Consider the following 23,866-nt stretch of genomic DNA (forward strand, 5'->3'; position numbering starts at 1 on the left):
CGCGCGGCGTCGACCAGCTGCCGGGCCGGCGTGCCGTGGCCAGCACCTGGTGGCACGCGGTGGCGCGAAAGCAGCATCGAGCAGCTGGAAGGGCGCGGCCGGCGCCGCGCGCTGTGCTGCAGGCCATGCCCGGGCGCCGGCGATCGGCGCCGCCGTCGCCAGCTGCGCGGCCCGCGCGTGCCGTTGCCAGCACCTGGTGGTGCCGCGGCGCCGGCAAAGCAGCATCGAGCAGCTGGAAGGACGCGGCGGGCGCCGCGCGGTGTGCTGCAGGCCAGGCCCGGGCGCCGGCGACCGCGCACGGTGTCGACCAGTTGCGCGGCCGGCGTGCCGTGGCCAGCATCTGGTGGCACGCGGTGGCGCGAAAGCAGCATCGAGCAGCTGGAAGGGCGCGGCCGGCGCCGCGCGCTGTGCTGCAGGCCATGCCCGGGCGCCGACGATCGGCGCCGCCGTCGCTAGCTGCGCGGCCCGCGCGTGCCGTTGCCAGCACCTGGTGGTGCCGCGGCGCCGGCAAAGCAGCATCGAGCAGCTGGAAGGACGCGGCGGGCGCCGTGCGGTGTGCTGCAGGCCAGGCCCGGGCGCCGGCGACCGCGCACGGTGTCGACCAGTTGCGCGGCCGGCGTGCCGTGGCCAGCATCTGGTGGCACGCGGTGGCGCGAAAGCAGCATCGAGCAGCTGGAAGGACGCGGCGGGCGCAGTGCGGTGTGCTGCAAGCCAAGCCCGGGCGCTGACGAGCTAGGCCGTTGACCTGGGGTTCCGGCTAACACTTGATCTCAGCAAAGCCGGGACGCAATAGCATCCTTCGAAAGAAATCGCAACCAACAACGAGCGTCATAGATAGCGAATATTGGAGAGAAACACAATCAGGGAGCTACTAATCTCTTCGCTGGAATCGCATGGGTCACCATCAAACGGAGAGACAAGATGCTTCAGAAATTGCCCAAGTTGAAGAGCCTTCGACGCTCTGCGATTGCCAAAGATCTCTTTGGTGTGTTTCTTGTTGCAGCCGGAGCTTCCCTATTCATCATGATATCCATGCTAACAGTTCATCTTGTCAGCGAATGGGCAGCAACAAAGTGGCACCAGCAACACATACTTAAAAGCAAGCGGCCCCATTGACGAATGCCGCCGTACTTACGTCAGATAGAAAAGTCTTCCTTATTCCGACCATTCAACCACTTCGGTGCCCTTCCCCGACCAGACCAGGTCTGCCCTGAAACTGGATCACGATATTTCGCTGCTACCGGTGCGGAAACCTTCCGAGACGGTTTGGAATCTTCAAAATCTGCCAGAGTAAGACCAGCCTTTTGCATCAGTTCCGCGATCTCTGCCTTAGCTTGGGCTATTTCGGCCCCCCGGGCTTCCTCGGCTTTCTTCTGCAGATCGGCAATCTGTTGCATATACTCGGTGTAAGTACTCATCTAACATGCTCTCCTTAAAAGGTTCCGCTCAATTGGAACAGTTCACAGTCTATCGAAAGACGTAGTATAGCTGTGTCATCTAGAAACTACCAGCAGAAATGGCTCATAAAAAATCGGGGTACATCGTCACGTCGTGTTATTGTCGTCTTTAGGCGCTTTCAGTGGGTCTGTGGCTGATATGTAAGGATTCGGTGGAGGGACGGGTTTAACCCATAAATGAGGATCTTTCAACACCACAGCAGCAAGCCTACTCGATGATGCAGCTCCTTTTTTCACGACGAATAAGGACCAGACATTCTTTCCGCCCGGAGCTGGCAGGTGCCATTGCGCTTTCACCAGTTCGCGTTGCGCTTCCATTGCGAAATCATCTGTGCTCTGCCCATTCGGGATACCCGACGTCTCCATTACGACGCCTGAAAACTGCTTGAAGATCAACGGGGAGACTAAAGCCATTCCAAATTCAATGAAGTGAACGTGGGCGCCAGCTTCGTTATACTTGATCGTACCTCCTGCTAAACCGGCTTGAACCCATTGCATAAACTGGATCGCTAATGGCGAGGGAGCTTTTTTCTTCGTGGATGAGAGCGTTGGAGGCCGATCTGGGGTCAAATGGACGGCGCCGCCTGGAGCGTGCACCTCGTCGTTAGAAGTGCCCTGCGGTGCTCTATCTGCATCTTGACCGTCGAATTGGTGTGCCTTCTCTTCCTTAACCTTCTGCCGCGCCTCTGATCCTTGCTTGGCTGCCCTAGCCTCGGCCTTTGCGGTATCGGCTTCATCCAAAAGGTCGTCGCTTTCCAAAATGGACCGAGTTCGTTTCGAGCTCGATGCTGAGAATTTCGGCGCTGGAACCTTCAAGGCGTCTTGTGGAATTTGACTCCTAGCAGCGCTGGCAGGTTTGCTATTTTTTTCCGATACCTGAGAACTTGAAGAAAATTCTTGGGGCAAGGTATCATCTGCTTCGTGGTCGCTCGTCTCTGGCGCTAGCTTGGTTCGCTGTTGTTTCGCAGTTACCTCAATGGTTCCATTCATAGGCTTGGGATAACTCGTTGGATCATCCCAAAGTTTTTCCATTGGAAACCGCAAGACGCTCAACGTATGCTCGTAAGCCTCTTGCCCGCCCGTCGTATGCCCCTTGACGATTACATGCCAGATAGCTTGCTGGGTATCTGGATTTGTCCGGATCATATTATATTCTTGCCAAGTATCAAACAACCTGTCATTTTTTTCCTGACTTGGGATTCCAGGATCGTCGGCATCAGCATGTTTAATTATGTGCTCTCGCACGGTGTCGGCAAGGCGCTTGGCGACAAACCAAACGCTGTCGTCATATACCCAACCAGCAGCACCATCTCGATTAAGCGGAAGATGGCCGCCCTGGTCCAGCATAGATTTCAAAGCCTGCATCAACCTTTCGATGAGCGGAATAGAGCGGGCTGTGTCAAACCTGGCCCTCGAGCCGTCGGAAAGGTTGCGGCGAACTGACTCCTGATCCGCCTTCTTTACAATTTCAGAGATGGGGCAGCTTACGTTATCCCCGCTCAGATAGCTATTTAACTCCGTTAAAACTGGAGGGGCTTGCGAAAGGTTTGTGAGTGCTGAAGTTGGAACAAACCGCTGTAATAGCGTAATTCCAAGTTTTGAATGTGAGGCATAGTTCCGTTCGGCCTTTTTCTTGAAGCCAACGTGATATTGCATCGCTTGGCAATTATTTAGCGATCCAGCAAAGGGAGTCCATATAACTGGTTCAGAATTACTGCTTCGGCGCATACGGATTTGCAGGTCTGAGATAGGCTTGCCAGCGTCGTGTAGTAGTGCTCCCAGGATTACAGCATAGGTCCAATAGTCACGTTCGGCAGCGATGACCTCTGCGCCCTGTCCCTGCGGCAGTAGCCACCCTGCACGAAATGTCGCTGCATGGAGCACTGTCTCCAGCGTATGCGCTAGCAACCCCCCCGGATTGGCGTGATGGTGGGATTCGGAAGCTGGCATAAGTTGCACGAACTCCGCGTAATTCCGGATAGCTGGAAGAAGGTCTCGTTCAAAGACAGGAAGCGAGAGGCGTGAGGCCGTAGCAATCCTTCGGATCACCTGCGTTGCGTCGAGGCATTGGAATAGCTCGTCGGCTGTCAGGACGCGGTACCATCCGGTTTCGGATCCGCGATACTCCACTTTTGTTGGGTTTGATGAAACATTTAGCGTTTGGGGAATTGTCGACGCTTGGACAGGAACAGCCTTGGCTGAAGCGCGAGAGGGCGGTGAGTCTAATCGTGCAGAGATGGCCCGTAGCCAACGCGCAAGCACCGGGCCAGGCTGTGGGATCTTGGTCCAGTGTAGCTCGACGATGCCAAATGCTGCGGCTGCTGTGATGAAGCCAGCGCATAGAAAAAACAGAGCCCATCCTGTCACCACACAACTCCTTTCGGTAGCTATCAGGTGAAACCATTAACGCGTACGTAATCCGCTAACAGATTATTTCTCACGACATCGATGCCAGGCGTAGCAATAGCGCATCGCCAGAGTACCCACTCAGTCCCGGGCTGCTGTCTCGCAATAAAGTCGGCGAATGGCAGTGCCATTGGATCCCAGATCTCAACCAGCTTTTCCGTATCGATTACTCGCCTCTCCGCGCGATACAATAAAATGCCGAGTGAGCAAAGACAATCCGCGATCACACCAGATTTGACTGGAACATTCTTCAGCCGTAAATTTCTTATGGCTTGCAATGTCGCGGGCAGTGGATCATCATCAGTCGCATATTCCTCAATACCGCGATAAGTTTTAAGGAATAAGATAATTGGATGCGTCCATCTTGCTTGTTCTAAAAAGTCCAGTTCGCAGGCAATATCGTAAATAATGCGCATCCGCGAATCTGTTGCAGGAACTATCTCCCCCCTGCTGCCTCGTGCAATGATCAAATCGCCGCGATCAGGATCATGTATCATTTTCTGTTCTTTTGATATGCGACTTTACAATTTTCGGTCGCCTATTTTTGAAATATATCGCCCCTGCTCGGAATCCCTTTTCGCTTGTGGCAGTGTGCAGAATATGCTAGCGTGAGCGATCCGAGCTCTACCCTTCGACAGCCTTTTTGCCGTGGTCCCGTCCAAACGGGAGCACGGTTACCTGTACGCGGTTTTGTACCAGTAAACCATTTGCCGCCCGCCGCATATTTTCAGCGGCGGGCGGCACCCTTTGGATTGGGCCCTTAACCCGTGATCCATTTGCCCGTAGCCGCGCCCAGCGCGGCGTCCATTTACCATCCCCGCTCTGACAGTAGCGGCTGCATTTTACCCTACGGCATCATCTGCCGGCGCTGCCTTTCAATTTGAATCCCACCTTCCTGTTTTACCTACTGATCGGCATCTTTCGATACCGCTAGGAATTAATCGTCACGGGTTAGCATAATCGATTTGGTGTTGCAAGTTTTTAATCGAAGTGCTCAGGTCTACTTTCGACGGGATCAATTGCACCCAGCCACCTATCCTCGGCCCTGACAACAAGTTTCCGCGTCAGACACAGGAGTGATGGAATGCGTTCGTATCTGGTCTCCCGTTTGCATAGCCTTCGGCGAGCATTCTTGCTGCCGACCACCGTGGCCGCCCTCGGTGTCGTAACCGTCAGCTCTTCCGCATCTCCGTTGTTGGATCGAGCCAACCCGAACCGTGAAGTAATGGCCAGTCGTTACACGTCGATTTCACTCGCCCCTGCAGATGAAGACTACAACCCGATCGCGGTTGCGGCAAAGATTACCTTTCCGCGCGCGAAGGTCTCAACGGTTGGGGATGCTGTGCGGTATTTGCTCATCCGTACCGGATACGACCTGGTCCCCTCCAGCAAGCTCGACCCGCAGGTCGTCAACGTCCTCTCGAAACGTCTACCTGACTCGCAGCGCGAGCTTGGGATTTATTCCGTCGAGACGATGTTAGGCGTGCTTCTGGGGGATCCCTTTTCCCTTCGTGTGGATCACATCGCTCGCCAGATCTCGTACGTGCCGAGGGTAGAACTCTCGCCCAAAGTAGCGGCCACGCCAGGAGACGAAGCCGGCTCCGGCCCTGCGCAGCCGACGGCCCCTGCCACGAATTGATACTGCCCGCCTTCCCCCATCGTTCTCAGGACCAGACATGCAACCAAATACCGTTCAAAAGGATGTGGCCGACGATGGCACTCCGCCGGCACAAGGAATCGCGCCAACAATGACCGCGCCGACATCGAAGCGTCGAACTCCCCTGCTATGGCTAGCTGCCACGTTTTTGATCATCGGCGCCCTCTTCCTGGTGATCCGGAACCGCGCGCCGACAACGACGCCAGGTCTACCTGATCCGGCGCCCGCATCGGAAGTAGTACCTGTACCGGGCAAGCCACAAAAAGCGGCACCGGTCCTGGCGCAGGAGCCCGATCAACCGATTCCGCCGGCGGGTGGTGCACCCGATCGAGCGCCCAATGCGAGTGGGCAACTTGCGCCGGCAGTCGCGGCTGCGGCCGAGGGCGACCGTACGCCATCGCTCTCTGCCGCCATGGCTGACGAAATCAGGTCTGGCCAGCGAGAACAATTGGACCGGCTGGACGTTCTGTCGCGAGATATCGCGGAATTGAAGACGCAGCTCAGCGATCTCGCCAAGACGCAGCGGCGTCCTTCAACGGCAAACAAGGTACCACCGAAGGCAGCGCGCGCATCGGCACCGAAGGCCGGTGACGAAGATGCCGCTCAGTTGCTGTCAGTCGATCTCTGGGCTGGGAAGCCATCGATTGTCGTTGCTCGCGGCCCGGGGCGGGACGCCGAGATCGCGTTCTTGAACGAAGGCGAGAAGCAAGGACGCGTGACCGTAAAACGAGCTGATATTGGTTCGCAGCGTGCTGTCATCGCGACCGATAAGGGCGACGTGGTCCTCTCCAAAGGCGAGTAGTGAGGCTGGCAATGAGAATCGTCCTCTTATGCACACTGATCGCTACGACAGGCGTACATGCACAGAACACTGCGCCATCGACGGTCCGCACTGCTGAACGTACAACTCAGGTAACGACAACTTCGGCCAGCAAGCAGCCGACCATGATCGATACTGCGGATCGTCTCGCGCTCGAAGTGTGGGGATTGACGCCTGATGAATTGCAGCGCGCCAAGCTGCTCCTTAAAGGACCTCGTGCGGCATTTTCCATACCCAATCTGTCCCCGGTTGAAGCACTCGGCATCCACGCACGAACCGAAGCGGAGCGTCGGAAATATGCCGAGAAGTTTGCAAAGGCCGCCCATGACGATACTGAGCGGGTACTGGCGTGGGAGCAGGCTTATCAAGCTGCGGTGCAGCGGCTCTATCCGGGCCAGCGGGTCGTCGACTACACCAACGTCCCTCCGGCGAACGTATCGCTAGGGGCCGCGGCCGCTGCGAATGTTCCGAAAACCTTGGTTCGCCCGACCAGGCCTCCACGTCCATGATCTCGCGCAGACAAATATTGGTAGCGATGGCGGCGCCTCTGCTCCATCCCTCGGTCGCGGTTGGGGCGACACGCCGACGTCGCGCCCCAGTGCTCCCCCCTGTCCCACAAGGTTATGTCGTCGTGGGGCGGCGCAAAGGGGTGCCGCCGTCGGTGCTTTTTGCTGTGGCACTTCAAGAGTCGATCATGCGTTTTGGAGACCTCGCGCTTCCCTACCCCTGGACACTCAACGTTCGGCGCGTGCCCAAGCGGTTCCCGACCTATGAGCAAGCCGTCGCGCATCTGCAGCGTTGCCTGCAGCTTGGCGTGACCGAAGTCGACTGCGGATTGATGCAGATCCATTGGAAGTACCACAACCATCGTCTTGGCAATGCCGCGCGTGCGCTGGACCCATACCCGAACATGGAAGTCGGCGCGGCCCTTCTGCGCGAGCACTACGACAAGACCAACGACTGGTTCGCAGCTGTAGGTCGCTATCACAACGCAAACTTGGAAATTGGCACACCCTACGCACGTTCCGTTTTCAAACATCTTGCTCGGATACCGGCCACTTCCGCGGGAGCGCACCGTGGGTAATCGGCTCGCCACAAGTGCGGTCCTCGCCGCATTGACCCTCGCACCTATGCAGGCGCCAGGCCAAGCCAATGTCGTCAGCGACAGCGGTGAAACGGTGCCGTCCATGCACCACCTGGTCCATGCACTGTACGGCCCCGACACCGATGATGAAACGCCACTCGTTACCTTTCCCATCACTACATCGTTGATGCAGCCGGGGGTGATGCATTCCCAACCGTCGCCCCTTCCTATCGCACCTTGGCTCACGAGGCCGATATTTTTTGTTGGTGACGACACCGAGTCTGCAAATTGGATCAAGAAAAATGAAACCCTGCTGCTGACTCTGGGGGCCATCGGTGTCGTAGTCCAGGTTCCGGACGTCCAGACATTCAAGAGATTGCGGCGATCGACCGCGCTATCCTTGGTGCCCCACGAGGCTGCCTCGATCCTGCGCAGGCTCAACGCGATCGGGGTGCGGCAATTTCCGATTCTTCTGATGGAGAACGGAAGTGTCCTCCAGGACTTGTCGCAGCTCCGTCACGCGCACGGTATGCAGGAGGTCCAATGAGCAAGAACAACTACGTTCTTGAGCCTCTCCTGCGACCACCGATCGAATTTCAGAGTGCGGCGGTCGCGTCGGCGTGTGGTGCAGTTGCGTTATACGCGCCCTGGGCCCTGATGCTACCAACCTACCTTGGAAATGCGGCAGGTGCACTGGCATTTACCTTCGCTGCCGGCCGGTTCAAGCAGGCCTGGGAAATCAAGCGATATCAGCACGGTATGCGCTACTACAAGGTCACCAGGACCCAAATTCACAGGATCAAACGGTCCAAAGACTCCCTCTATCTTGGCGAGGGGTTCCGTTGGACGCAAAAGCACACACAACGCAAATTGGACGCCAGCCGGCCGGAGGCCGAACCCTTCCTCCGCGTGCCCCCCGTGCGGGTCGCGGTCGACAAGGTGTTCCGCGGCTATGAGCGCTGGGTAAATTCCGCTCCAACGAAGGAGGCCGGGCAAAAGACCTCGATCGCCGCTGCAATTGCTCGTGCCACCAGCAGTGATTCAAAATTCAATCCGGTCGGCCCACTGATTGATCTGGGGGGATCGCGAGTTCTTCATGGAGTTGAGCCAAACGAAAAGCCTGTGTACCTCCGCCAATCTGCGCGGACAGGACATATGCTCGTAGAAGGAACCACGCGATGCGGCAAAACTCGGTTCCTTGAGGTCCTTGCAACACAGGACATACATGATGGCTATGTCGTAATCATCATCGACCCCAAAGGTGACGCCGAGCTGATGATGCGAGTTTATGCCGAGGCCTCGCGAGCAGGTCGGCTGGACGGCCTATATCTGTTCCACCTGGGTTATCCAGACTTTTCGGCCCGTTACAACGGTATCGGCAATTTCTCCAGGATTACGGAGATCGCAACGCGCACGACAAATGGGCTGCCATCCAGCGGGAACTCCGCGGCTTTCAAAGAATTCTCGTGGCGGTTCACCAATCTGGTGGCGCAGGCGCAGGTCGCTCTTGGGCAGGTACCCACGTATAACGGGCTGCTGCGAGATATCACCAACATTGAACCGCTTTTCCTCACCTATTCGAAGCTCATTCTTGATAAGGCTGAAAGAGCGGGAAAAATCCGGGGATGGGAAAACGTCGTCGCAAATACTGCAACAGAAATAGAAAGGAAAAAGTTCGCGGTGCCTAGATCGTTGCAGGATCGGCAGCCTGTACTTGCTGCAACCATTATCCTAGCCAAGAAGTGGCATCGAGAGCTGGAAGATCCAATCCTAGACGGGTTGTCCACCGCCGTCAGCTATGAAAAATCATTCTTCGAAAAAATCATCGCGTCGCTTGGTCCATTCCTGGAAAAACTGACTACGGGTGCCATCGGCAAGTTGATCAGTCCCGATTATTTCAATGTGAACGATCCAAGGCCTGTTTTCGACTGGATGCAAGTCATTCGACAAAAAGGCATCGTTTATGCCGGGCTCGACGCGCTATCTGACCCGGTTATTGCTGGGGCGGTTGGTAATTCGATGCTGGCTGACTTGGTATCGGTCGGCGGCAAGCTATACAAACATGGGCTCGAACCAGACCGAGTTGACGGAAAAATTATTCTTCCCAGCATCCGCGGGCATTTCGATGAGGTGGAAGCCATCCTTGGCGACGAGTTCATCCCTATGGTTAACCGGATGGGCGGCGCCGGTATGGGAATTACAGCCTATACACAGACGATCCCTGACCTTCAGGCAAGACTTCGTGATGCGGCGAAGGCCCAGCAATTGCTGGGGAATTTCAATCACGTCGTCACGCTTCGCGTTAAAGACCTGGGAAGTGCAGAATTCTTCGCAAATCAGCTCCCCAAGGTTGAAGTTGCAACACTCACCCTCGTATCTGGCGTGACCGATAAAGCCGCCGAGGGTGACGGCATAGATTTCATCTCGAACAACCAGGATCGGGTTGCAACCAAAGACGTACCGATGATTGAAGCATCGGACATCATGCAGCTCCCGACCGGTCAGGCGTTTGCCTTATTGGAAGGCAACCGCCTGTTCAAACTACGGATTCCGCTCGCTGATACCAAGCAGGACATACATATTCCGGATTCGCTGCGCGCCGTGTGCGAGGACATGAAGAGCCGATATCGCACATCGGATCAATGGTGGCGAGAAAACGATTGGTTACCCAATCAATCAATTCCGCTGCCGATCGCCACTCCGATCTTTGTCCCAGATGAGGTATGCGCGCAACCCGCCACTGTCGCTTCCACATCGGAGCTGGACGAAGCGCAAGGGGCGTTCGCTGCGGCAAACCTCGCATCCTTGGCCGGCCTGGCGGTACATGACCAGGCCGACGCCAAGGAATACATGGGACATGAGGAGGGTGATCAATGACCGCAGCACGTCAACCTCGCGCCCAGACAAGTAGTGTGGGGCCCGTCGAACGAGGCCCCGTCGCAACGTTAGTTCTTTTTGTATTTGGTGGCGTGCTCACTACGATTTTCTCATGGGGATTGGGTGCAGTGCTTTCCTATGCGGGAATGCAATTCGACGCATTGTGGGCCGATAAAGGACTTGACCATCCAAAAGGCTTAGTGGAGGAAAATCTCAGGTATGTGGCTGAATATCCTCGGTCGGTCATCATTAAAGACACTGTTGCGTTTGAAAAATCTGTGATTCGTTTTGTGGCACGCCCATTCGTTTTGGTCGGCATCCCAAAATACTACGAACGTGCGCTTCAACCACTGCCTAAGAACCCGGATAACCTCGATCGGACTACAGGAATTCTTCGACGCGAGCTTGCAACGTTCTTGATGACATCGATGTATATCGCGATCGATACCGCTATGCGACTTTTCGTAATTGTGTTTGCCCTCCCCGCTTTTGTGTTGGCCTGCCTGCTCGGCGTGGTGGATGGATTGGTGCGCAGGGATCTTCGCAGATGGGGGGGCGGCCGGGAATCCAGCTTTGTCTACCACCGCGCTAAGAACTGGACCAAGTACTCGGCATTCGGTGGATTCGGTTTCTACCTGGCGTGGCCATTCGGGGGATTCAATCCGGCATATATGGTTCTTGTTTTCACGGTCATGACGGCTTGTGCGCTCTCTCTGTACGTAAGTACGTTCAAGAAATATTTGTAGAAAGGATCGGTATGAAAAACATGATTTTCGGCCGCCAGCGAATGCTGAGAAATCTCGCCTGCTTAGCGGTAGCTTGCGCTGCGACATTGGCAATCAACACGACATATGCGGACGAAGACTCTGAGCGCGAGAAACTTGCGCGGATCAGCCACGAGCTGCAGCTACTTCGGCTGATGGTTGCAGATGCCTCGAAGCAATCAGAGCAAAAAGGGCGGATCCGCTTTCGTTACGACCTACTGAGCCGGGATATCGACTTGATCGAACAAGGTATTGAAGATCATCTCGCGGCACCGGCGCAGCCTCGTAGCGCGCCGCCATTGAGCGGCGATTATCGCAATTAGATCAAGCAGGAGATCACTGTGAACCCTTCGATGGGCGCGGCATTCATCGAGGCCGCCGGTATCCCGGCTGGCACGATATCCCTAGCGATTGCGCTGATCGTTGCAGCGATTGTAGTGACCTGGGGAGGAAATGCTACTCGTGCAATTTTGAGTCAACTGATGCAGCAACCGAAGCTGCTGTTGAAAAATGGATTTCTTGTAATCCGTGTCCTGATGATTGTTATGGTGATCATTTATGTCCTTTCCTAGTTTCGCGGCAGATTTCGTATTGCCGCAAATTCGCCCGCCTTAATTCGTTCAAAGTTTACATTTGGCGGTTTCTTCGTTGTTTGATGGTGTTCGTAATGTCTTGAGGAGGTTCTATGTTCCGCTTCAATTTTGTCTCGGTAGCGGCTCCCCGGCGCGCCGCTTTGCGTCAACGGATCGCTCTGGTAGCAGCTGCAGCAATGCTGCTCTCAGCGATCCAACCTGCCATGGCTGCACTGCCGGCCGCTGTGGCGCCAGCACAGGGTGCAGCCGCCGGCGACTATATCGCTTTGCTTCAGCAGTACTGGAAGCAAGGTATTGCAGTCATCGTACTAATGATCGCGTCGTATGGGTTCTACCAGACGGCCGCCGGGGCCATCGAGAAATTCGGCGAGTGGCGCATGGGTAAGGCGGAGCTCAGCGACCTGAAGTCGTTCTTCTTCGTTGCCGTCGTCATGCTGGTGACGGTCATCTACCTGCTGACCACGGCGAACGGCATCATGTAATAACGCGGTTCCCAACTTAGGAAATGATATGGCTGACGAATCAGATGAGCTGCTCGAGTCCGAGGATAGCAGTGTCCCGATTACGGATCGTTGTAATACTGAGCCGGCGATCCTTCGAGGACTAAGTTATTCCGAAGCGAAAGTCGCGATCTGGTTCGTCACGCCTTTTTGGCTATTGATAGGCGCCGTAGTAGCTTTTGCCACAGAGATTTGGGCAATTGCAGTTCTTGTTGCATCGCTTGGGCCGATGCTAACTGTGTGGATATTGGCCGGTTGGTTGGCGAGGATAAAGCGTAATAAGCCGGATTACTATTATTTGCACCGTGCGAATTTTTGGCTCGCGAAAAACGGGTTACGAAAAAGTGTATTAATTAACCATTATGGATATTGGGAGCTGGGCCGGGAAGCAAATATGCGAAAGCTTAAGCGTTGACGTCGATGTATAGGAAATGAGGCACGACAATGACAAAGTTTGTAGACGCACTAGCCCAGTCACGTTGGGTCAACAAATGCATGTTTGGTATTACTGCAGGGTCTTTAGTCATGGCGTTTTACGCGATGACAGGCTGGCGTAATGCGCCGACGGATATGACGATGCATGTTCCGCCGAGCTTAGTGAATGGTGCGCAAGTTAATGTCGGGAGAAATGAAGTTCCAGACCCCAACGTGTACCTTTTTGCCTTCTACATCTGGCAGCAGGTCAATCGGTGGACTGAGAACGGCAAGACGGACTACGGCAACCAGATCTTCAAGCTGCAAGCGTTCTTTACGCCAGCGTGCCGTGAACAACTGATCAATGATCAAAAATCCCGCGACGGAAAAGGTGAGTTGGATCAACGTACACGTTCGATTAGTGAAATACCGGGTCTAGGATTTGCCGATGGACGCGTGAAGAAATTGTCGGACGGTTCGTGGAACGTATATATGGATGCCTTAGTACAGGAGACGTCCCGAGGCGTTACCGTAAAGGACATCTATATCAGGTATCCGATTCACGTTGTGAGATTTGATATTGACCGTGAACGAAATCCATGGCAACTCGGCATTGATTGCTATGTGGCAGGAACGCCACCCGAGCGCTTAGATCCCAAAGCGGTTGAAGTCGCGATTACGAATAGCGGCGGGCTGGTCACAAATACCGAAGCCTATGCCAAACAGTCGATAGGAGCTGGTGTTGATCGAGTTGTGGGTCCGAGCGCGGCAGTAAAAGGACCATTGAACACGCCCGATCCAGCAGGTCCGCTGCCAGCATTGGCGCCGTCGACACTGCCAGCAGCGAAGTCTAATGAGCAGGGGAAGCGAAATGAATAGAGTAACGGTGTTGATCCTCTCGATGTTGCTATGCGATCTGTCTTTTGCCCAGACTTCGCAGACGCTTGCTGCTCCAGGAGCGGATGTTTCCTCCGGTACCGCTCGCTTGGACTTGGGTTCGCCTGCAGGCGTGCAACCGGATGCAGCGCAGGTAGGCCCTGCTTTACAGCCGGCTGGACCAGCGGCACAGGTCTCGGGCGGTGAGCAAGATGCTCGCGCAGCGCCCGTTCCAAGGGCGGTACTAGCCAGAGGCGGTGATGCACCGAAGAAGCCGACCTCAGGGAGTAAGCAAAAGAGACAGGTGGACAGTGACATCGCCGAGTACAGCGGAGCACAAAAGAGCCGGTCTGAGCGCTTGCTGTTCGAACGGCGGCCGCTTCGCATCGCAGTGTCCTCATCCGAGCGCTTGATCACCTTTCCAAACCCGGTAGCGTTCGATCTCCCAAACCATATGGCCGGGAAGATCAGCACACAGAATATTGGGCGGACCGTGTACGTCAGCGCCGCCAGCACGTTCGAGAAGTTCAGGGTGATTGCCGAAGACCTGGTCACTGGACATTTAATTCCAATCGACATCATGCCGGCCGGCGAGAAATCTGTGCTGCCAGAAGAAGTCCTGATCTCTTACGCCGGCGGCGACGACGAATCCGACCCCGCTAACGATGAGACGTCCCCCGTGCAGGAACCCTTGGATATGGTCCAGCTCACACGTTTTGCCGCGCAGTCTACTTACGCTCCGAAGCGGCTGATTCCGTCCCATCCCTTGGTTCATGCCATACCCATGGATCGGAAAAAACTGGCTGGGCTTTACCGTGGGCCGCGCATTGATGCGCTACCCCTACAACAGTGGCGATCCGGCGAGCTTTACGTTACCGCAGTGCAGCTCACCAATTTGGAGCGGACGGCTGTGGCACTACAGCCTGACCAGATTCGTGGAGCCTGGCTGGCCGCCACGCTCCAGAACAAGACGCTCCAGCAGGCCGGTTCGGAGCGCGATACCACTACCGTTTACCTGGTCTGTGGCCAACCTTTCCACACTTGCCGATAAGGACGAGCCATGCCTGTCGTCACTCAAAACAAGCTGACGCCGATCCTGGTGATCTGCGTTGTGATTATTGCCGCGTACGTTATGTACGCACACTTCTCGTCGGGCGAACCAGCCACCGTAAAGTCCGGGCCCGATCTGACAGAGGTTCCTGCAACAACGGGACCGAAGCCAGCTGATGACCAGGGCGGGCTGCTGGGACTTGGCTCCTTGCGGGCTTCCCCCGAGCGTACCGCAGATGCAGATAGTCCGAGCGAGACGTTGAAAACAGTCACGGCAAGCAATAACGAGGTTCGTCAGAAAGTTCAAGAGATCATCGATGCCAACACTGCGTTGCGCGAAGAGAATGCAAAGCTGAGAAACAATCGCTCGGACATCGTTCAAGAAGTGATGGCACAGGTCACCGAGCGCATAGGGCCAGCGCAGCAGGGGATTCCGGCTGCAGCTGGCGGCCCGACGACGAGTCGCCAGGACGCCGCAGGTGCAGCATCAGCGTCAACGGCTCCGTCGTCTGGGGGACTGAGCGAGCTCGTCGGCGCTGCAACAGACGGATATAGACCGATGATCAAATCGTTGGGATCCAACGGGATGCCTAGCGGCTTGGGGTTCGACTCCCAGAACGGCAATCAAGCGCACGCGCCAACAGCTACCCAACAAACGTACGTTCGCATCCTTCCAGTCGGCGTCAAGGACAGCAAATCCGCTGATGGTACCCCGACAATGGTCGACCATCGCGGCGTACCACTGGCGACTCGAAACCCGAACACGCGGCAAAACAGCACCGCATCACAAGCTGCCAGTGCCCAGGCCGCCGCACCCGCGGATCAGCAGGCCACGCCCTTCTATACGATCCCTGAGAACGCAACACTGACCCGGGGAACGCTGATGACCTCACTGGTGGGCCGCGTTCCGATCGACGGGAAAGTGCAGGATCCAATGCAGTTCAAATTGCTGATCGGCCGTGAAAACCTGGCAGCCAATGGACAAAAGGTACCAGACGTCATCGCCGGTATGGTCATCTCAGGCATTGCCGTCGGGGACATGGCATTGAGTTGCTCGGAAGGCCTGATCCAGTCTCTTACATTCGTGTTTGACGACGGAAGCATAAAGACCGTGTCGATGAAAAATGACGGGGCATCGATTGGATTTGGCAACGGCACTGGAGGAACAAGCGGCGGCGGTCAGACTCCCTCCGTCTCCCAATCCAATAAACTCGCTTGGATTTCGGATGAGTACGGAAACCCGTGTATTACCGGAAAGTTTGTAACCAACGCCCCCGCATATCTGACTGACACCACATTGCTGAATACAGCGAGTATTGCAGCACAGGCTATGGCTATATCTGAGACAACCACCCGGGACAGCGCGTTAGGGTCAAGCACCTCCGTGACCGGAAACAAAAACAAATTTATTATGGGACAGGCCGCGAGTTCAAGCATTAACGAGGTCAGCAATTGGCTCATGCGAAGGCTAAATAATTCCTTTGACGCAGTAATCACTCCAGCCGGCGGTCGTGTCGTCGTTCATTTTGAACGCGAAATTGTTCTCGATAAAGGGCCGGACAGTAAAAAGCTCGAGTATTCGGCAAATCGCAGTCGCCTATCTGCACGCCAGATACTCGACTAACCTTCGCAAGCGGGGTCAATAATGACGCACTTCAATCTATCACCTGCTGTTTTAACGATTGTGGCAGCTGTATTTCTTTCCGCATGTTCGGTTGCTGGTCCTCGGGAAAGTCCGCTCCCGAAAACAGGGCCAACAATGATCGATATCTATAACAACCATTTGCGCCAGGACGTAGACGGGGTTTCAAGTGAGCAAAGGCGGTTTGATCCGGCTGAAAGCATCGAATCAATTCCCTTTCGTGATACGACGTCGAATCCATTGAACAATAGGTTCGCCAGGTTGCCTAACCCTGATCTGGAAATGCATGTCTACCCTCATTTAGCTGGTGGCAAATACCCGGTTCCCGGCTACGTCACCGTTTTTCCAATGTATGAATCGGTGCAGTATGCAATGCCAGGTGAAATGCGTGTCCGATCCGAAACTGCGGTGCAGCCGGCACCGCTGATGAAGTCCGCCAATACGGAGGGCCGATCGGATGCGTGGACGCGCGCAGCGCTCGAGTACCGCGACGACCTGCGTGCCCAGTGCGGCAAGGCTTTGAGTTACAGCGAGCTACGTACCGCCGTGCTCAGTGCGAAGTCGCAAGGGGCGGCCACCGAGTTAGCTCAAAGGATTCGAGCGCTCCAGGAGAGCGAACAGCGCTATCTCAAGGTGCGCTCAACGGCACTGTGTGCCCCGAATCAAAAGTAGAGCTATCGGAGCTGACATGTTCAACTGGTTCAAAAAGGCTGAGCAAATCTCAGGAACGAGCAAGTTTGTCAAGGATGGACAAGGTGCCAGTGAGGATGATTTTCAGCATCTGACCACGGCGACCAGAAGGAGCATGGCCAGGCGGCCGCCATCCTTCACGGAGCTGTTGCCATGGACATCGTACGATCCAAAGGACGAGGTCTTTCCTTTGAACGACGGAATCAGCGTTGGGGCTCTGTTCGAGATCACGCCAATTCCAACGGAAGCACAGCCATTAAGCTACCTCGAGGATTGCGCCCGTAAGGTACAGGCTGCGTTGCAGACCATGCCCGAGGCTGAAAATCCTGAATGGATCGTTCAGTTCTTCGTCAATGACGACAGGAATATCGACCATCTTTCGCACCTGCTTGAGTCATATATCGATGAGGTCCATGCCGGAAATCCGGGTAAAGCTGCAAAGATTAAACAGTCGAAGCTCACAAAAGCTGTTATCGACGAGTTTTCGATGCATCTTTCCACTATGTCCAGAGAGGGCGGGCTGTTCGAGGACACACAGGTTTCGGGACACACCTGGCGAGGCCAGATCCGGCGGGTACGTTGCTGTCTTTACCGGGTCTTCAAGCCAGGCGCGGTTACTGCGCCCGGAGCTGAGTCGCCTACCGTAACACTGAACCGAGCCGCCGACAGCCTGGTGGCAAATCTGGAAGAGGCAGGGACAAAAATCCGTCGCTGCAACGGTCGTGATCTGTACGAATGGTTATTCCCATTCTTCAGCAGCAATTCCGAGTTTGCAACGCCGTCGGAGCTTCTTAAAGCATTTCCGTATCCAGGAGATGAGGACGACAACAATGCAACGGAGCCGCCGGTGGTCGGAAGTGATCTCGCTTCGTTGATGAACTTGGCTAAGCCCAAGTCTGAACCTGAATCGGGGGGCTTCCGATTCGGCGACAAGCTCGTGCGTGCACTGACCCTCCAACAAATAACAGCAAATCCGGAAATTGGGCACCTCACGGCAGAGCGCAAACATGCGAAGAATGTATTCGCGAGGTTCGACCGCTTGCCTGAGAATGCAATGCTTTCAATTACAATCATTATCAGGGCACAGGACAAAGTCAGAGACCACGTTGAAACCATTCGAGACAGGTCAAAAGCGAAAAGTCCAGAGGCTGCGACAACTTTTAAGGAGTGCGCACGAATACTGAAGCATATGCAGAAGGGCGACAAACTGTACCCGGCTTTCGTGGTGTTATATCTTTCGGGCAAATCTGATAAGGAATTGCGACACGATATCGCGCAGGTCAACGCGAAGCTGGGGACCTCCGGAATGCGTTTTCTTGAACCTGAGCTAGATTTGACTGCATTGGATGCTTTCGTCCGCGCCCTGCCAATGTGTTTCGACCCCAATTTCGACGCCAAGCACCTGAAGAGAAGCAGGTTGCTGTTCGCGTCGCAGATCTCGGCCCTGCTTCCCGTGTACGGGCGGCAGCGTGGAACGGGCCATCCTGGTTTCCCACTTTGGAACCGCGGCGGTGAGCCATTGTGGTTAGATCCACTGAATCCACGGGATAGGAAAAAGAACGCGCACATGTTGACGATGGGCCCGACAGGGGCCGGTAAATCGGCAACTCTCAACTTTCTACTGCTTTTCATGATGGCGATCCATTATCCGAGATTGACCATCGCCGATGCTGGTAAGTCATTCAAGCTTCTAAAAGAGTATTTCGAGTCGATGGGATTGACAACCCATTATGTCGAATTGACTCCGCATAATGATATTTCACTTCCACCATTTGCATTAGGCGCGAAATTAGCCAGAGACGAGGACGTCATCGCTGCATACACTGCGGCTGAGTCATCGCGCGAGGCTAAATTGCGCATGGAGGCTGAAATCGAGAAGAGCACGTCGGTAATAGGAAATGTGGAGGAGGACGACACCGATCCGAACAGTACTGCCTCCGAGAGTGACGACGATGAAGAAGAAAAACGTGACTATCTCGGCGAGATGACTATCACCGCAATCATGATGATCACGGGCGGGGAGCAAAAGGAACTCGACAAGATGAGCCGGGCCGATCGCTACGTGGTCAGCCGGGCAATCATCAAGGCTTCGTTAGACGCCCACAAGGCTGGGAAACCTCATCCACTGACCCAGGACGTTGCCCGGGCATTGATGGACATGAATAGCGACGATAGCCTCCCTGCAGAACGCCGGCACCGCGCATACCAGATGGGTGAATCGATGTTGGTCTACACCCTCGACCTCCGCGGCAAGTTGTTCAATCGGTATGGTCAGCGGTGGCCCGAGGCGGATGTCACTCTAGTGGAGCTGGGTACCTTGGTAAAGGATGGGTACGAAGATGCGCTCGCTGTTGCGTACACCGGCTTGCTCGATCACGTCCATGCAACTGGTGAGGCGAACCAGCACGAAGGCAGGCAGAACATTTTCCTGACCGATGAAGGCCACCTGGTGACGACAAATCCCTTGTTGGGCCCAAAAATCGTCAAGGGCACGAAGATGTGGAGGAAGTTGCACATCTGGTTCTGGCTCGCAACTCAGGATATGAAAGATTTCCCGGAGTCGATGAGTCGCGTGTTGAATATGTGCGAGTTCTGGCTGCTATTGACGATGGAACCTGAAGAGGTCAAGCAGGTAGCTCGGTTTAAATCGCTGACCGATGATGAGAAGCTCATGATGCTCTCGACCAAAAAAGAGCCGCCGAAGTACACCGAGGGCGTGCTTCTCAGTAGTGAGCATCGTGCCCTATTCAGGAACGTTCCCCCACCGATTGCAATTTCCCTGGCGATGACGGAAGGGCATGAAAAGGCTCAGCGACGGAGAATTATGGAAGATACCGGCTGCACGGAAATGCAAGCTGCTATCGCTGTCGCGAGGAAGCTCGCCGAGCGGCGAATCTAAGTACATCCTGGATTCCTACTCTCTTTTAGGACCCCACCATGCAACTCATTAGGTTCCCGGACAAGGCGTCGCGCGTTATCGAGACATTGGATTCCACCGTCGTGGCTAGTGTTACTAAGTCATTAAAGTACGCCCAGTTACTTGTACTGGAGCGTACTAGCCATAGTTCGCAATCTGCACTCGCGACATTGTTTTCGAATCAGGCCGCGAAATCTGGCCCGTGCATCCAGATATTTCCTGAGAAGGCTGATATTTACATTGATCTTATGGGCCATCCCGACAAGCCTGCGAGGTGCATTGCACGAGGGATGAACAGCTATTTGACAGACCTTGCAGACAGAGCATGTCAATCGTTCGAGGATTTTCAGGTCGTGGTGTTGGACTGCCCGGAACATATGTTAGCCGTAATGCCGTTTCGATTGAAAAGGTTTGTGGAAAGTTGTCTATTTCGAAGGCAGACCGTTGTTATTCTAACCTCTGCCTCGCGGAAACTGGTCGATGCTATCGAATGTGGATCCATGGTCACTGAAACTATTCAGGTCGAGCGTTTGCGTAATGTTGAATCCTGTCAGAACTGATTATCAGAATTTAGGAGGACGAGTTTATGAGACGTATATATGCCCTTTGCTTCAGCGTGCTTGTAGAGGTGCTGCTCGTTGCTGGGAATGTACACGCGCAAAACTTCGTTGGAAGCGCCGCGACGCGCACAGGCGTTATCGATACACGTTCCGTTTCAAGGCTCGACCAAAACAAGGGCCGTGAGGCTACAGTAGAGGTCTTCACAAACTCCGCAATCCTCCTGACGAATGCCCGAGATGCGCGAGTGTATCTGCTCGATGGGTTGGAGCAGATCAGCTCAGAATTGTCCGCCGGATTGCCGACAAACGAACAGGCAGCCCAGCAGATTGTGCAGCAGCGCCTGACCCGGATTGGCGCTACGGCGCTTCAACAACGTACCAAAGGCGCTGCCGAAGGGATTGTGCGCGCGGCAAATTACGGGGTCGATAGGGTGCCAGCGGTGGTGTTCGATGGCCATGCAGTGGTGTACGGGGAACGCGACATTGATCTCGCCCGCGCGCGATACCGCCGGCAAGCAGATCGAGTGGTTGGGGGGGCAAGATGAGACACCTCCACCCGATGGCGGCCGCGATCGCGCTGGGCATGCAGTTGACGTTCATATCCAATACGACGGCCGGCACGACAACCGCAGAAATCGTGTCCAACACCCTGAGTGCCGCCCCCAGCTGCGCAAACTACATGGTGACGGGTGTGTGTTTCTGGCTGCGCTGCACGCCGTTCCCGCCAAGCTGCCAAGTGATCACCAACCTTCGTGTCTCACACTTTTCGCCCGAAGTGGTCGTAAGCACCTGGCACGAGGGTGCAATACATCCTTGGGCGGACTACGGGAAGACCGTTGCGCTCGCATTAACCGGGCCGGCGAGTGGTATGGCCGGTCTGGCGATAGATTCGGCGGGTACAAACTTCTCGGCCGATCGAACAAACAGGAACGAAATCTACCGCGATGCTGACGCGATCGGTAACCCCACCACCCTGGCCAACGGCGGGTCCATGACTGCGGGGGGGATTCCAGGTACTGCGGAGATGCAGGCATTCATCGCGGCGGCCGCCGCAGACCCCGGACTTGGAGGACGTACTACGACGCCAGCGGAGAAGCTAAGAGCGCTAACGGGACTATCGGAAGGTGTGCGGCGCCACGCGAGTAGAGCAGGCGCGCTGCATCAGGTCCTCCGGACGCAGACCTCGGCGACCGGGAACCTGAGACAGGCAGCCGCTGCGCGCGGCGCGTCGCTATCGTTCGGTGCGCCCTCAGCCTCAGGCAACAACATGATGTGCCCGTCGACGGCAACTGCATTCCAGCTGCATTTCCACTCCTACCTGGACACCTATGTCTGGCGGTCATTTGTGGGTGCTGAACTCCTTTACCCGCAAAGCTGGATTCCGGGAATCCAAGAAATAGGAAATTTCCCCTTTAACACTTGGGGAAGCTTATATCCGAGGCACGGAGGCGTGACTCAGCAAATCCCTATTAAAGCCTCGGCGGTCATTGCGCAACGCGTCGCCAACATCATATCGCAGTCCGGTCAGCCGCATATCTATACCGCGCTGCAAAAGAAGAGTGGTTACAGGTATTTCAACCCGATGACGGTAAAGCCAAATGACCCACAAAACTCAAAATGGCAGCGGCTATACCCAAATGCCGAGAGATCCTGCCAAGTTTTCGGGGCCAACGATAGCGTATCACCGATCTCGTGGGGCGATGGAAATAGCACCGCAGAGGAAGGGTATAGCTGGAACCTATGGCGGCGCCTCGAGTGTTGCAAGGTCGAGGGCGTATTCATCGGATCGGTCGCATATTAGGAGAAGCATCATGGGAAAGACAACTCGCGGAGTTCTCGCATTAGGATTTGTTGCCGCTATGTGCCTGCCGGCTCATGCTCAAATGCAGGACGTTCCCCGCTCCCAGCAACAATTGTATTACCGCATCGGGGGAAGTTCGCCTGCAGCAAGGGCACAAAATCCGGGCGCCCTGGCGCTCAAGCTAGGGTTCGGCGTAAAGCTGCGTGCAAACTATACTTGCGGGAAATTCGATATCGGTCTCAGCTGGTCGAATATGATGAACGGGTTTAGTCAGCTTGGAACACAAATCACGGGGGCTGTGAGGTCGGGCATCGCCGCCCTACCTTTATATGTCCTTCAGAGAGCCTCGCCAGGCCTCTATGAGCTGTTCCAGACATATTCAAAGAAAGCTGATCTGGTCGTTTCTACTGCGCTCGAAAGCTGCGAGCAGATGGAGGCCCAGATCAAACAAGGGAAGGATCCCTATGCCAAGTGGATTGGTTTGGCAAAAGGCGAAGGTTGGAATACGGAAGGGAATACTAATGGAGACGTCGTTAGCGCGAAGGCTAATGTCGAGACCGATAATGGGCGAAAAGGAGTTACCTGGATCGGGAACGTCTTGGCCGGAGGTTTTACCCAGAAATCAATCCAACCGATCAACGATATCGCGGTGGCCGGATATAACATCACAATGATGCAGCCGGTAACTGCATCGAATACGATCGATTACTCTACAAATGGGACACCATTAAGCAAGATATTTCCGAAACCCAAGGATGCAGCTGATTTCGCCGTTTCTGTGCTCGGCGACCAATTAATCTCCACCTGCGATGAGCCCTCTTGCGCGGCGAAGGGGGCGTCCACCGCTCTCGGTCTCCAACCAAAATACGAGGCCGAAATTCCCAGCGCTTTGAATCAAATTACGACCGCGATCAGTTCCAGTAACCCGACCTACGCCTCATTGAGTGCTGCGGGAGCGCCAGACGTGGCAATCGCCGCGGATGTCGTTCGTGCAATCAGGGAACTTCCACCGGATATGCAGACGATCAGCGCGCAGCGCCTCGCGAAGGAGATCGCGTTGGCCCGGACGGTGGATAAGGCGCTGGCTGTCCGATCGATCCTGATATCGGGTATGTCCCTCCCGGAGGTTCAGAAATACGATCCGGCGATGGAGATCGCCAAAGCGAAGATCGACCAACTAAGCAACTTCATTAATGATTTGTTGTTCGAAAGCCGCGTCCGCAAGGAAATGGTTTCTGACACAGCTGGATCGCTGCTCCAGGCTTACCAGGCTCGTCGAGCGCTCTCGACGCCGGTACCGACGCAGCAACCTGCTGATCGAAACGCGATGTCTAACGGCCGAGTCAAGCCCTGAGCTGAGCGCACCATGTCCCTACACCACATGAAGCGAGAAGGCCGCGGCCGTCGTTCAGGTTTCGGAATCCTGAAACGTATCGCGTTCTTCACGCTGGCTTTTTTCATCGTGACCGTTGCCCTCACCATCCTCGGAAACGTTCTGTTATCAAGTGCCGCACTTAGTACGATCTCTGTAGATAAATTGCGGCAGTTTCGTTTCATTGGATACGGCGTACAGATTGTTTCCATATTCGTTCTTTGGTTGTCTTGGCCGCATATCTTGCGTAAGGCCGCCGAAAAGGAATTCATTACATTAGACGCCAAAGATATATTGCTCGCGAAAAGACACAAATGGACCGGTGTGCTGATCGCTTTCGAATTGATCTTGCTCTTGTCCGCAATCCCACATTAACTTTTCGAGTG

23 protein-coding genes and 1 pseudogene are annotated in these 23,866 nt (G+C 55.2%); 20 read left to right on the top strand and 4 right to left on the bottom strand.

Translation table 11 applies throughout. From position 1 onward, the window contains the following. The 4 genes from ACY65G_RS27775 to ACY65G_RS27790 form a co-directional block, all read right to left on the bottom strand. Positions 1–634: hypothetical protein (locus tag ACY65G_RS27775; protein ID WP_465000516.1), on the bottom strand; the 634-nt coding region annotated here is incomplete at its 3' end. Between the two features lie 502 nt (positions 635–1,136). Then, complete coding sequence (locus ACY65G_RS27780; protein WP_465000517.1) at positions 1,137–1,418, bottom strand: H-NS histone family protein; 282 nt, start codon at positions 1,416–1,418, stop codon at positions 1,137–1,139. Between the two features lie 126 nt (positions 1,419–1,544). Next, entirely contained in the window at positions 1,545–3,827 is a 2,283-nt protein-coding gene (gene mobH, locus ACY65G_RS27785; RefSeq protein ID WP_465000518.1) for a MobH family relaxase, read from the bottom strand. A gap of 20 nt (positions 3,828–3,847) precedes the next feature. Beyond that, positions 3,848–4,360 carry a hypothetical protein gene (locus ACY65G_RS27790; RefSeq protein WP_465000519.1) on the bottom strand — a complete coding sequence of 171 codons (513 nt, stop codon included), beginning with the start codon at positions 4,358–4,360 and terminating at the stop codon, positions 3,848–3,850. A gap of 587 nt (positions 4,361–4,947) precedes the next feature. On the opposite strand from ACY65G_RS27790, the gene pilL2 reads away from it, so the two are divergent. From pilL2 to ACY65G_RS27890, 20 genes and pseudogenes are all read left to right on the top strand, one after another. Further along, positions 4,948–5,502, top strand: coding sequence for a PFGI-1 class ICE element type IV pilus protein PilL2 (pilL2, locus tag ACY65G_RS27795; RefSeq protein WP_465000520.1), 555 nt, complete (start codon positions 4,948–4,950; stop codon positions 5,500–5,502). Positions 5,503–5,539: 37 nt separating this feature from the next. Continuing rightward, on the top strand, positions 5,540–6,322 hold the full coding sequence (locus ACY65G_RS27800; RefSeq protein ID WP_465000521.1) for a hypothetical protein: 783 nt from the start codon (positions 5,540–5,542) through the stop codon (positions 6,320–6,322). Positions 6,323–6,465: 143 nt separating this feature from the next. Further along, the gene (locus ACY65G_RS27805) at positions 6,466–6,849 is read left to right on the top strand and encodes an integrating conjugative element protein (RefSeq protein ID WP_465000522.1); all 384 of its coding nucleotides are present in this window, start codon (positions 6,466–6,468) and stop codon (positions 6,847–6,849) included. Positions 6,850–7,034: 185 nt separating this feature from the next. Further along, positions 7,035–7,424, top strand: coding sequence for a transglycosylase SLT domain-containing protein (locus ACY65G_RS27810; protein ID WP_465000523.1), 390 nt, complete (start codon positions 7,035–7,037; stop codon positions 7,422–7,424). Continuing rightward, the gene (locus ACY65G_RS27815; protein ID WP_465000524.1) at positions 7,417–7,971 is read left to right on the top strand and encodes a PFL_4695 family integrating conjugative element protein; all 555 of its coding nucleotides are present in this window, start codon (positions 7,417–7,419) and stop codon (positions 7,969–7,971) included. The genes ACY65G_RS27810 and ACY65G_RS27815 overlap by 8 nt, the downstream gene beginning before the upstream one ends. Further along, positions 7,968–10,301, top strand: coding sequence for a type IV conjugative transfer system coupling protein TraD (gene traD / locus ACY65G_RS27820; protein WP_465000525.1), 2,334 nt, complete (start codon positions 7,968–7,970; stop codon positions 10,299–10,301). Before ACY65G_RS27815 ends, traD begins: the two co-directional genes overlap by 4 nt. Then, entirely contained in the window at positions 10,298–11,047 is a 750-nt protein-coding gene (locus ACY65G_RS27825) for a TIGR03747 family integrating conjugative element membrane protein (RefSeq protein ID WP_465000526.1), read from the top strand. Before traD ends, ACY65G_RS27825 begins: the two co-directional genes overlap by 4 nt. Before the next feature lie 11 nt (positions 11,048–11,058). Then, a complete protein-coding gene (locus ACY65G_RS27830; protein ID WP_465000527.1) occupies positions 11,059–11,388 on the top strand; it encodes an integrative conjugative element protein, RAQPRD family in 330 nt (109 codons plus the stop codon). Between the two features lie 18 nt (positions 11,389–11,406). Beyond that, on the top strand, positions 11,407–11,637 hold the full coding sequence (locus ACY65G_RS27835) for a hypothetical protein (protein WP_465000528.1): 231 nt from the start codon (positions 11,407–11,409) through the stop codon (positions 11,635–11,637). A gap of 113 nt (positions 11,638–11,750) precedes the next feature. Further along, positions 11,751–12,140, top strand: coding sequence for a TIGR03745 family integrating conjugative element membrane protein (locus ACY65G_RS27840; protein ID WP_465000529.1), 390 nt, complete (start codon positions 11,751–11,753; stop codon positions 12,138–12,140). Between the two features lie 28 nt (positions 12,141–12,168). Further along, positions 12,169–12,573, top strand: coding sequence for a TIGR03750 family conjugal transfer protein (locus ACY65G_RS27845; protein WP_465000530.1), 405 nt, complete (start codon positions 12,169–12,171; stop codon positions 12,571–12,573). A gap of 29 nt (positions 12,574–12,602) precedes the next feature. Then, positions 12,603–13,451 carry a PFL_4703 family integrating conjugative element protein gene (locus tag ACY65G_RS27850; RefSeq protein ID WP_465000531.1) on the top strand — a complete coding sequence of 283 codons (849 nt, stop codon included), beginning with the start codon at positions 12,603–12,605 and terminating at the stop codon, positions 13,449–13,451. 301 nt (positions 13,452–13,752) lie between these two features. After that, positions 13,753–14,499 carry a TIGR03749 family integrating conjugative element protein gene (locus ACY65G_RS27855; RefSeq protein WP_465000532.1) on the top strand — a complete coding sequence of 249 codons (747 nt, stop codon included), beginning with the start codon at positions 13,753–13,755 and terminating at the stop codon, positions 14,497–14,499. Positions 14,500–14,508: 9 nt separating this feature from the next. Further along, the gene (locus ACY65G_RS27860) at positions 14,509–16,122 is read left to right on the top strand and encodes a TIGR03752 family integrating conjugative element protein (protein ID WP_465000533.1); all 1,614 of its coding nucleotides are present in this window, start codon (positions 14,509–14,511) and stop codon (positions 16,120–16,122) included. 21 nt (positions 16,123–16,143) lie between these two features. Continuing rightward, positions 16,144–16,524, top strand: a pseudogene (locus tag ACY65G_RS27865) (TIGR03751 family conjugal transfer lipoprotein); the annotation flags it as partial. A 304-nt stretch (positions 16,525–16,828) separates the two neighbouring features. After that, complete coding sequence (locus ACY65G_RS27870; protein WP_465000534.1) at positions 16,829–19,729, top strand: conjugative transfer ATPase; 2,901 nt, start codon at positions 16,829–16,831, stop codon at positions 19,727–19,729. Between the two features lie 604 nt (positions 19,730–20,333). Then, positions 20,334–20,852 carry a TIGR03757 family integrating conjugative element protein gene (locus tag ACY65G_RS27875; RefSeq protein ID WP_465000535.1) on the top strand — a complete coding sequence of 173 codons (519 nt, stop codon included), beginning with the start codon at positions 20,334–20,336 and terminating at the stop codon, positions 20,850–20,852. Positions 20,853–20,890: 38 nt separating this feature from the next. Next, positions 20,891–22,108, top strand: a complete 1,218-nt coding sequence (locus ACY65G_RS27880) for a TraU family protein (RefSeq protein WP_465000536.1) — start codon at positions 20,891–20,893, stop codon at positions 22,106–22,108. Positions 22,109–22,118: 10 nt separating this feature from the next. Further along, positions 22,119–23,462 (top strand): integrating conjugative element protein, encoded by a 1,344-nt coding sequence (locus tag ACY65G_RS27885; RefSeq protein WP_465000537.1) that lies wholly within the window; start codon positions 22,119–22,121, stop codon positions 23,460–23,462. Between the two features lie 12 nt (positions 23,463–23,474). Continuing rightward, entirely contained in the window at positions 23,475–23,855 is a 381-nt protein-coding gene (locus ACY65G_RS27890; RefSeq protein WP_465000538.1) for a hypothetical protein, read from the top strand. The last annotated feature ends 11 nt before the right edge of the window (positions 23,856–23,866 follow it).

Source organism: Pseudoduganella sp. jia 12 (assembly GCF_055502675.1).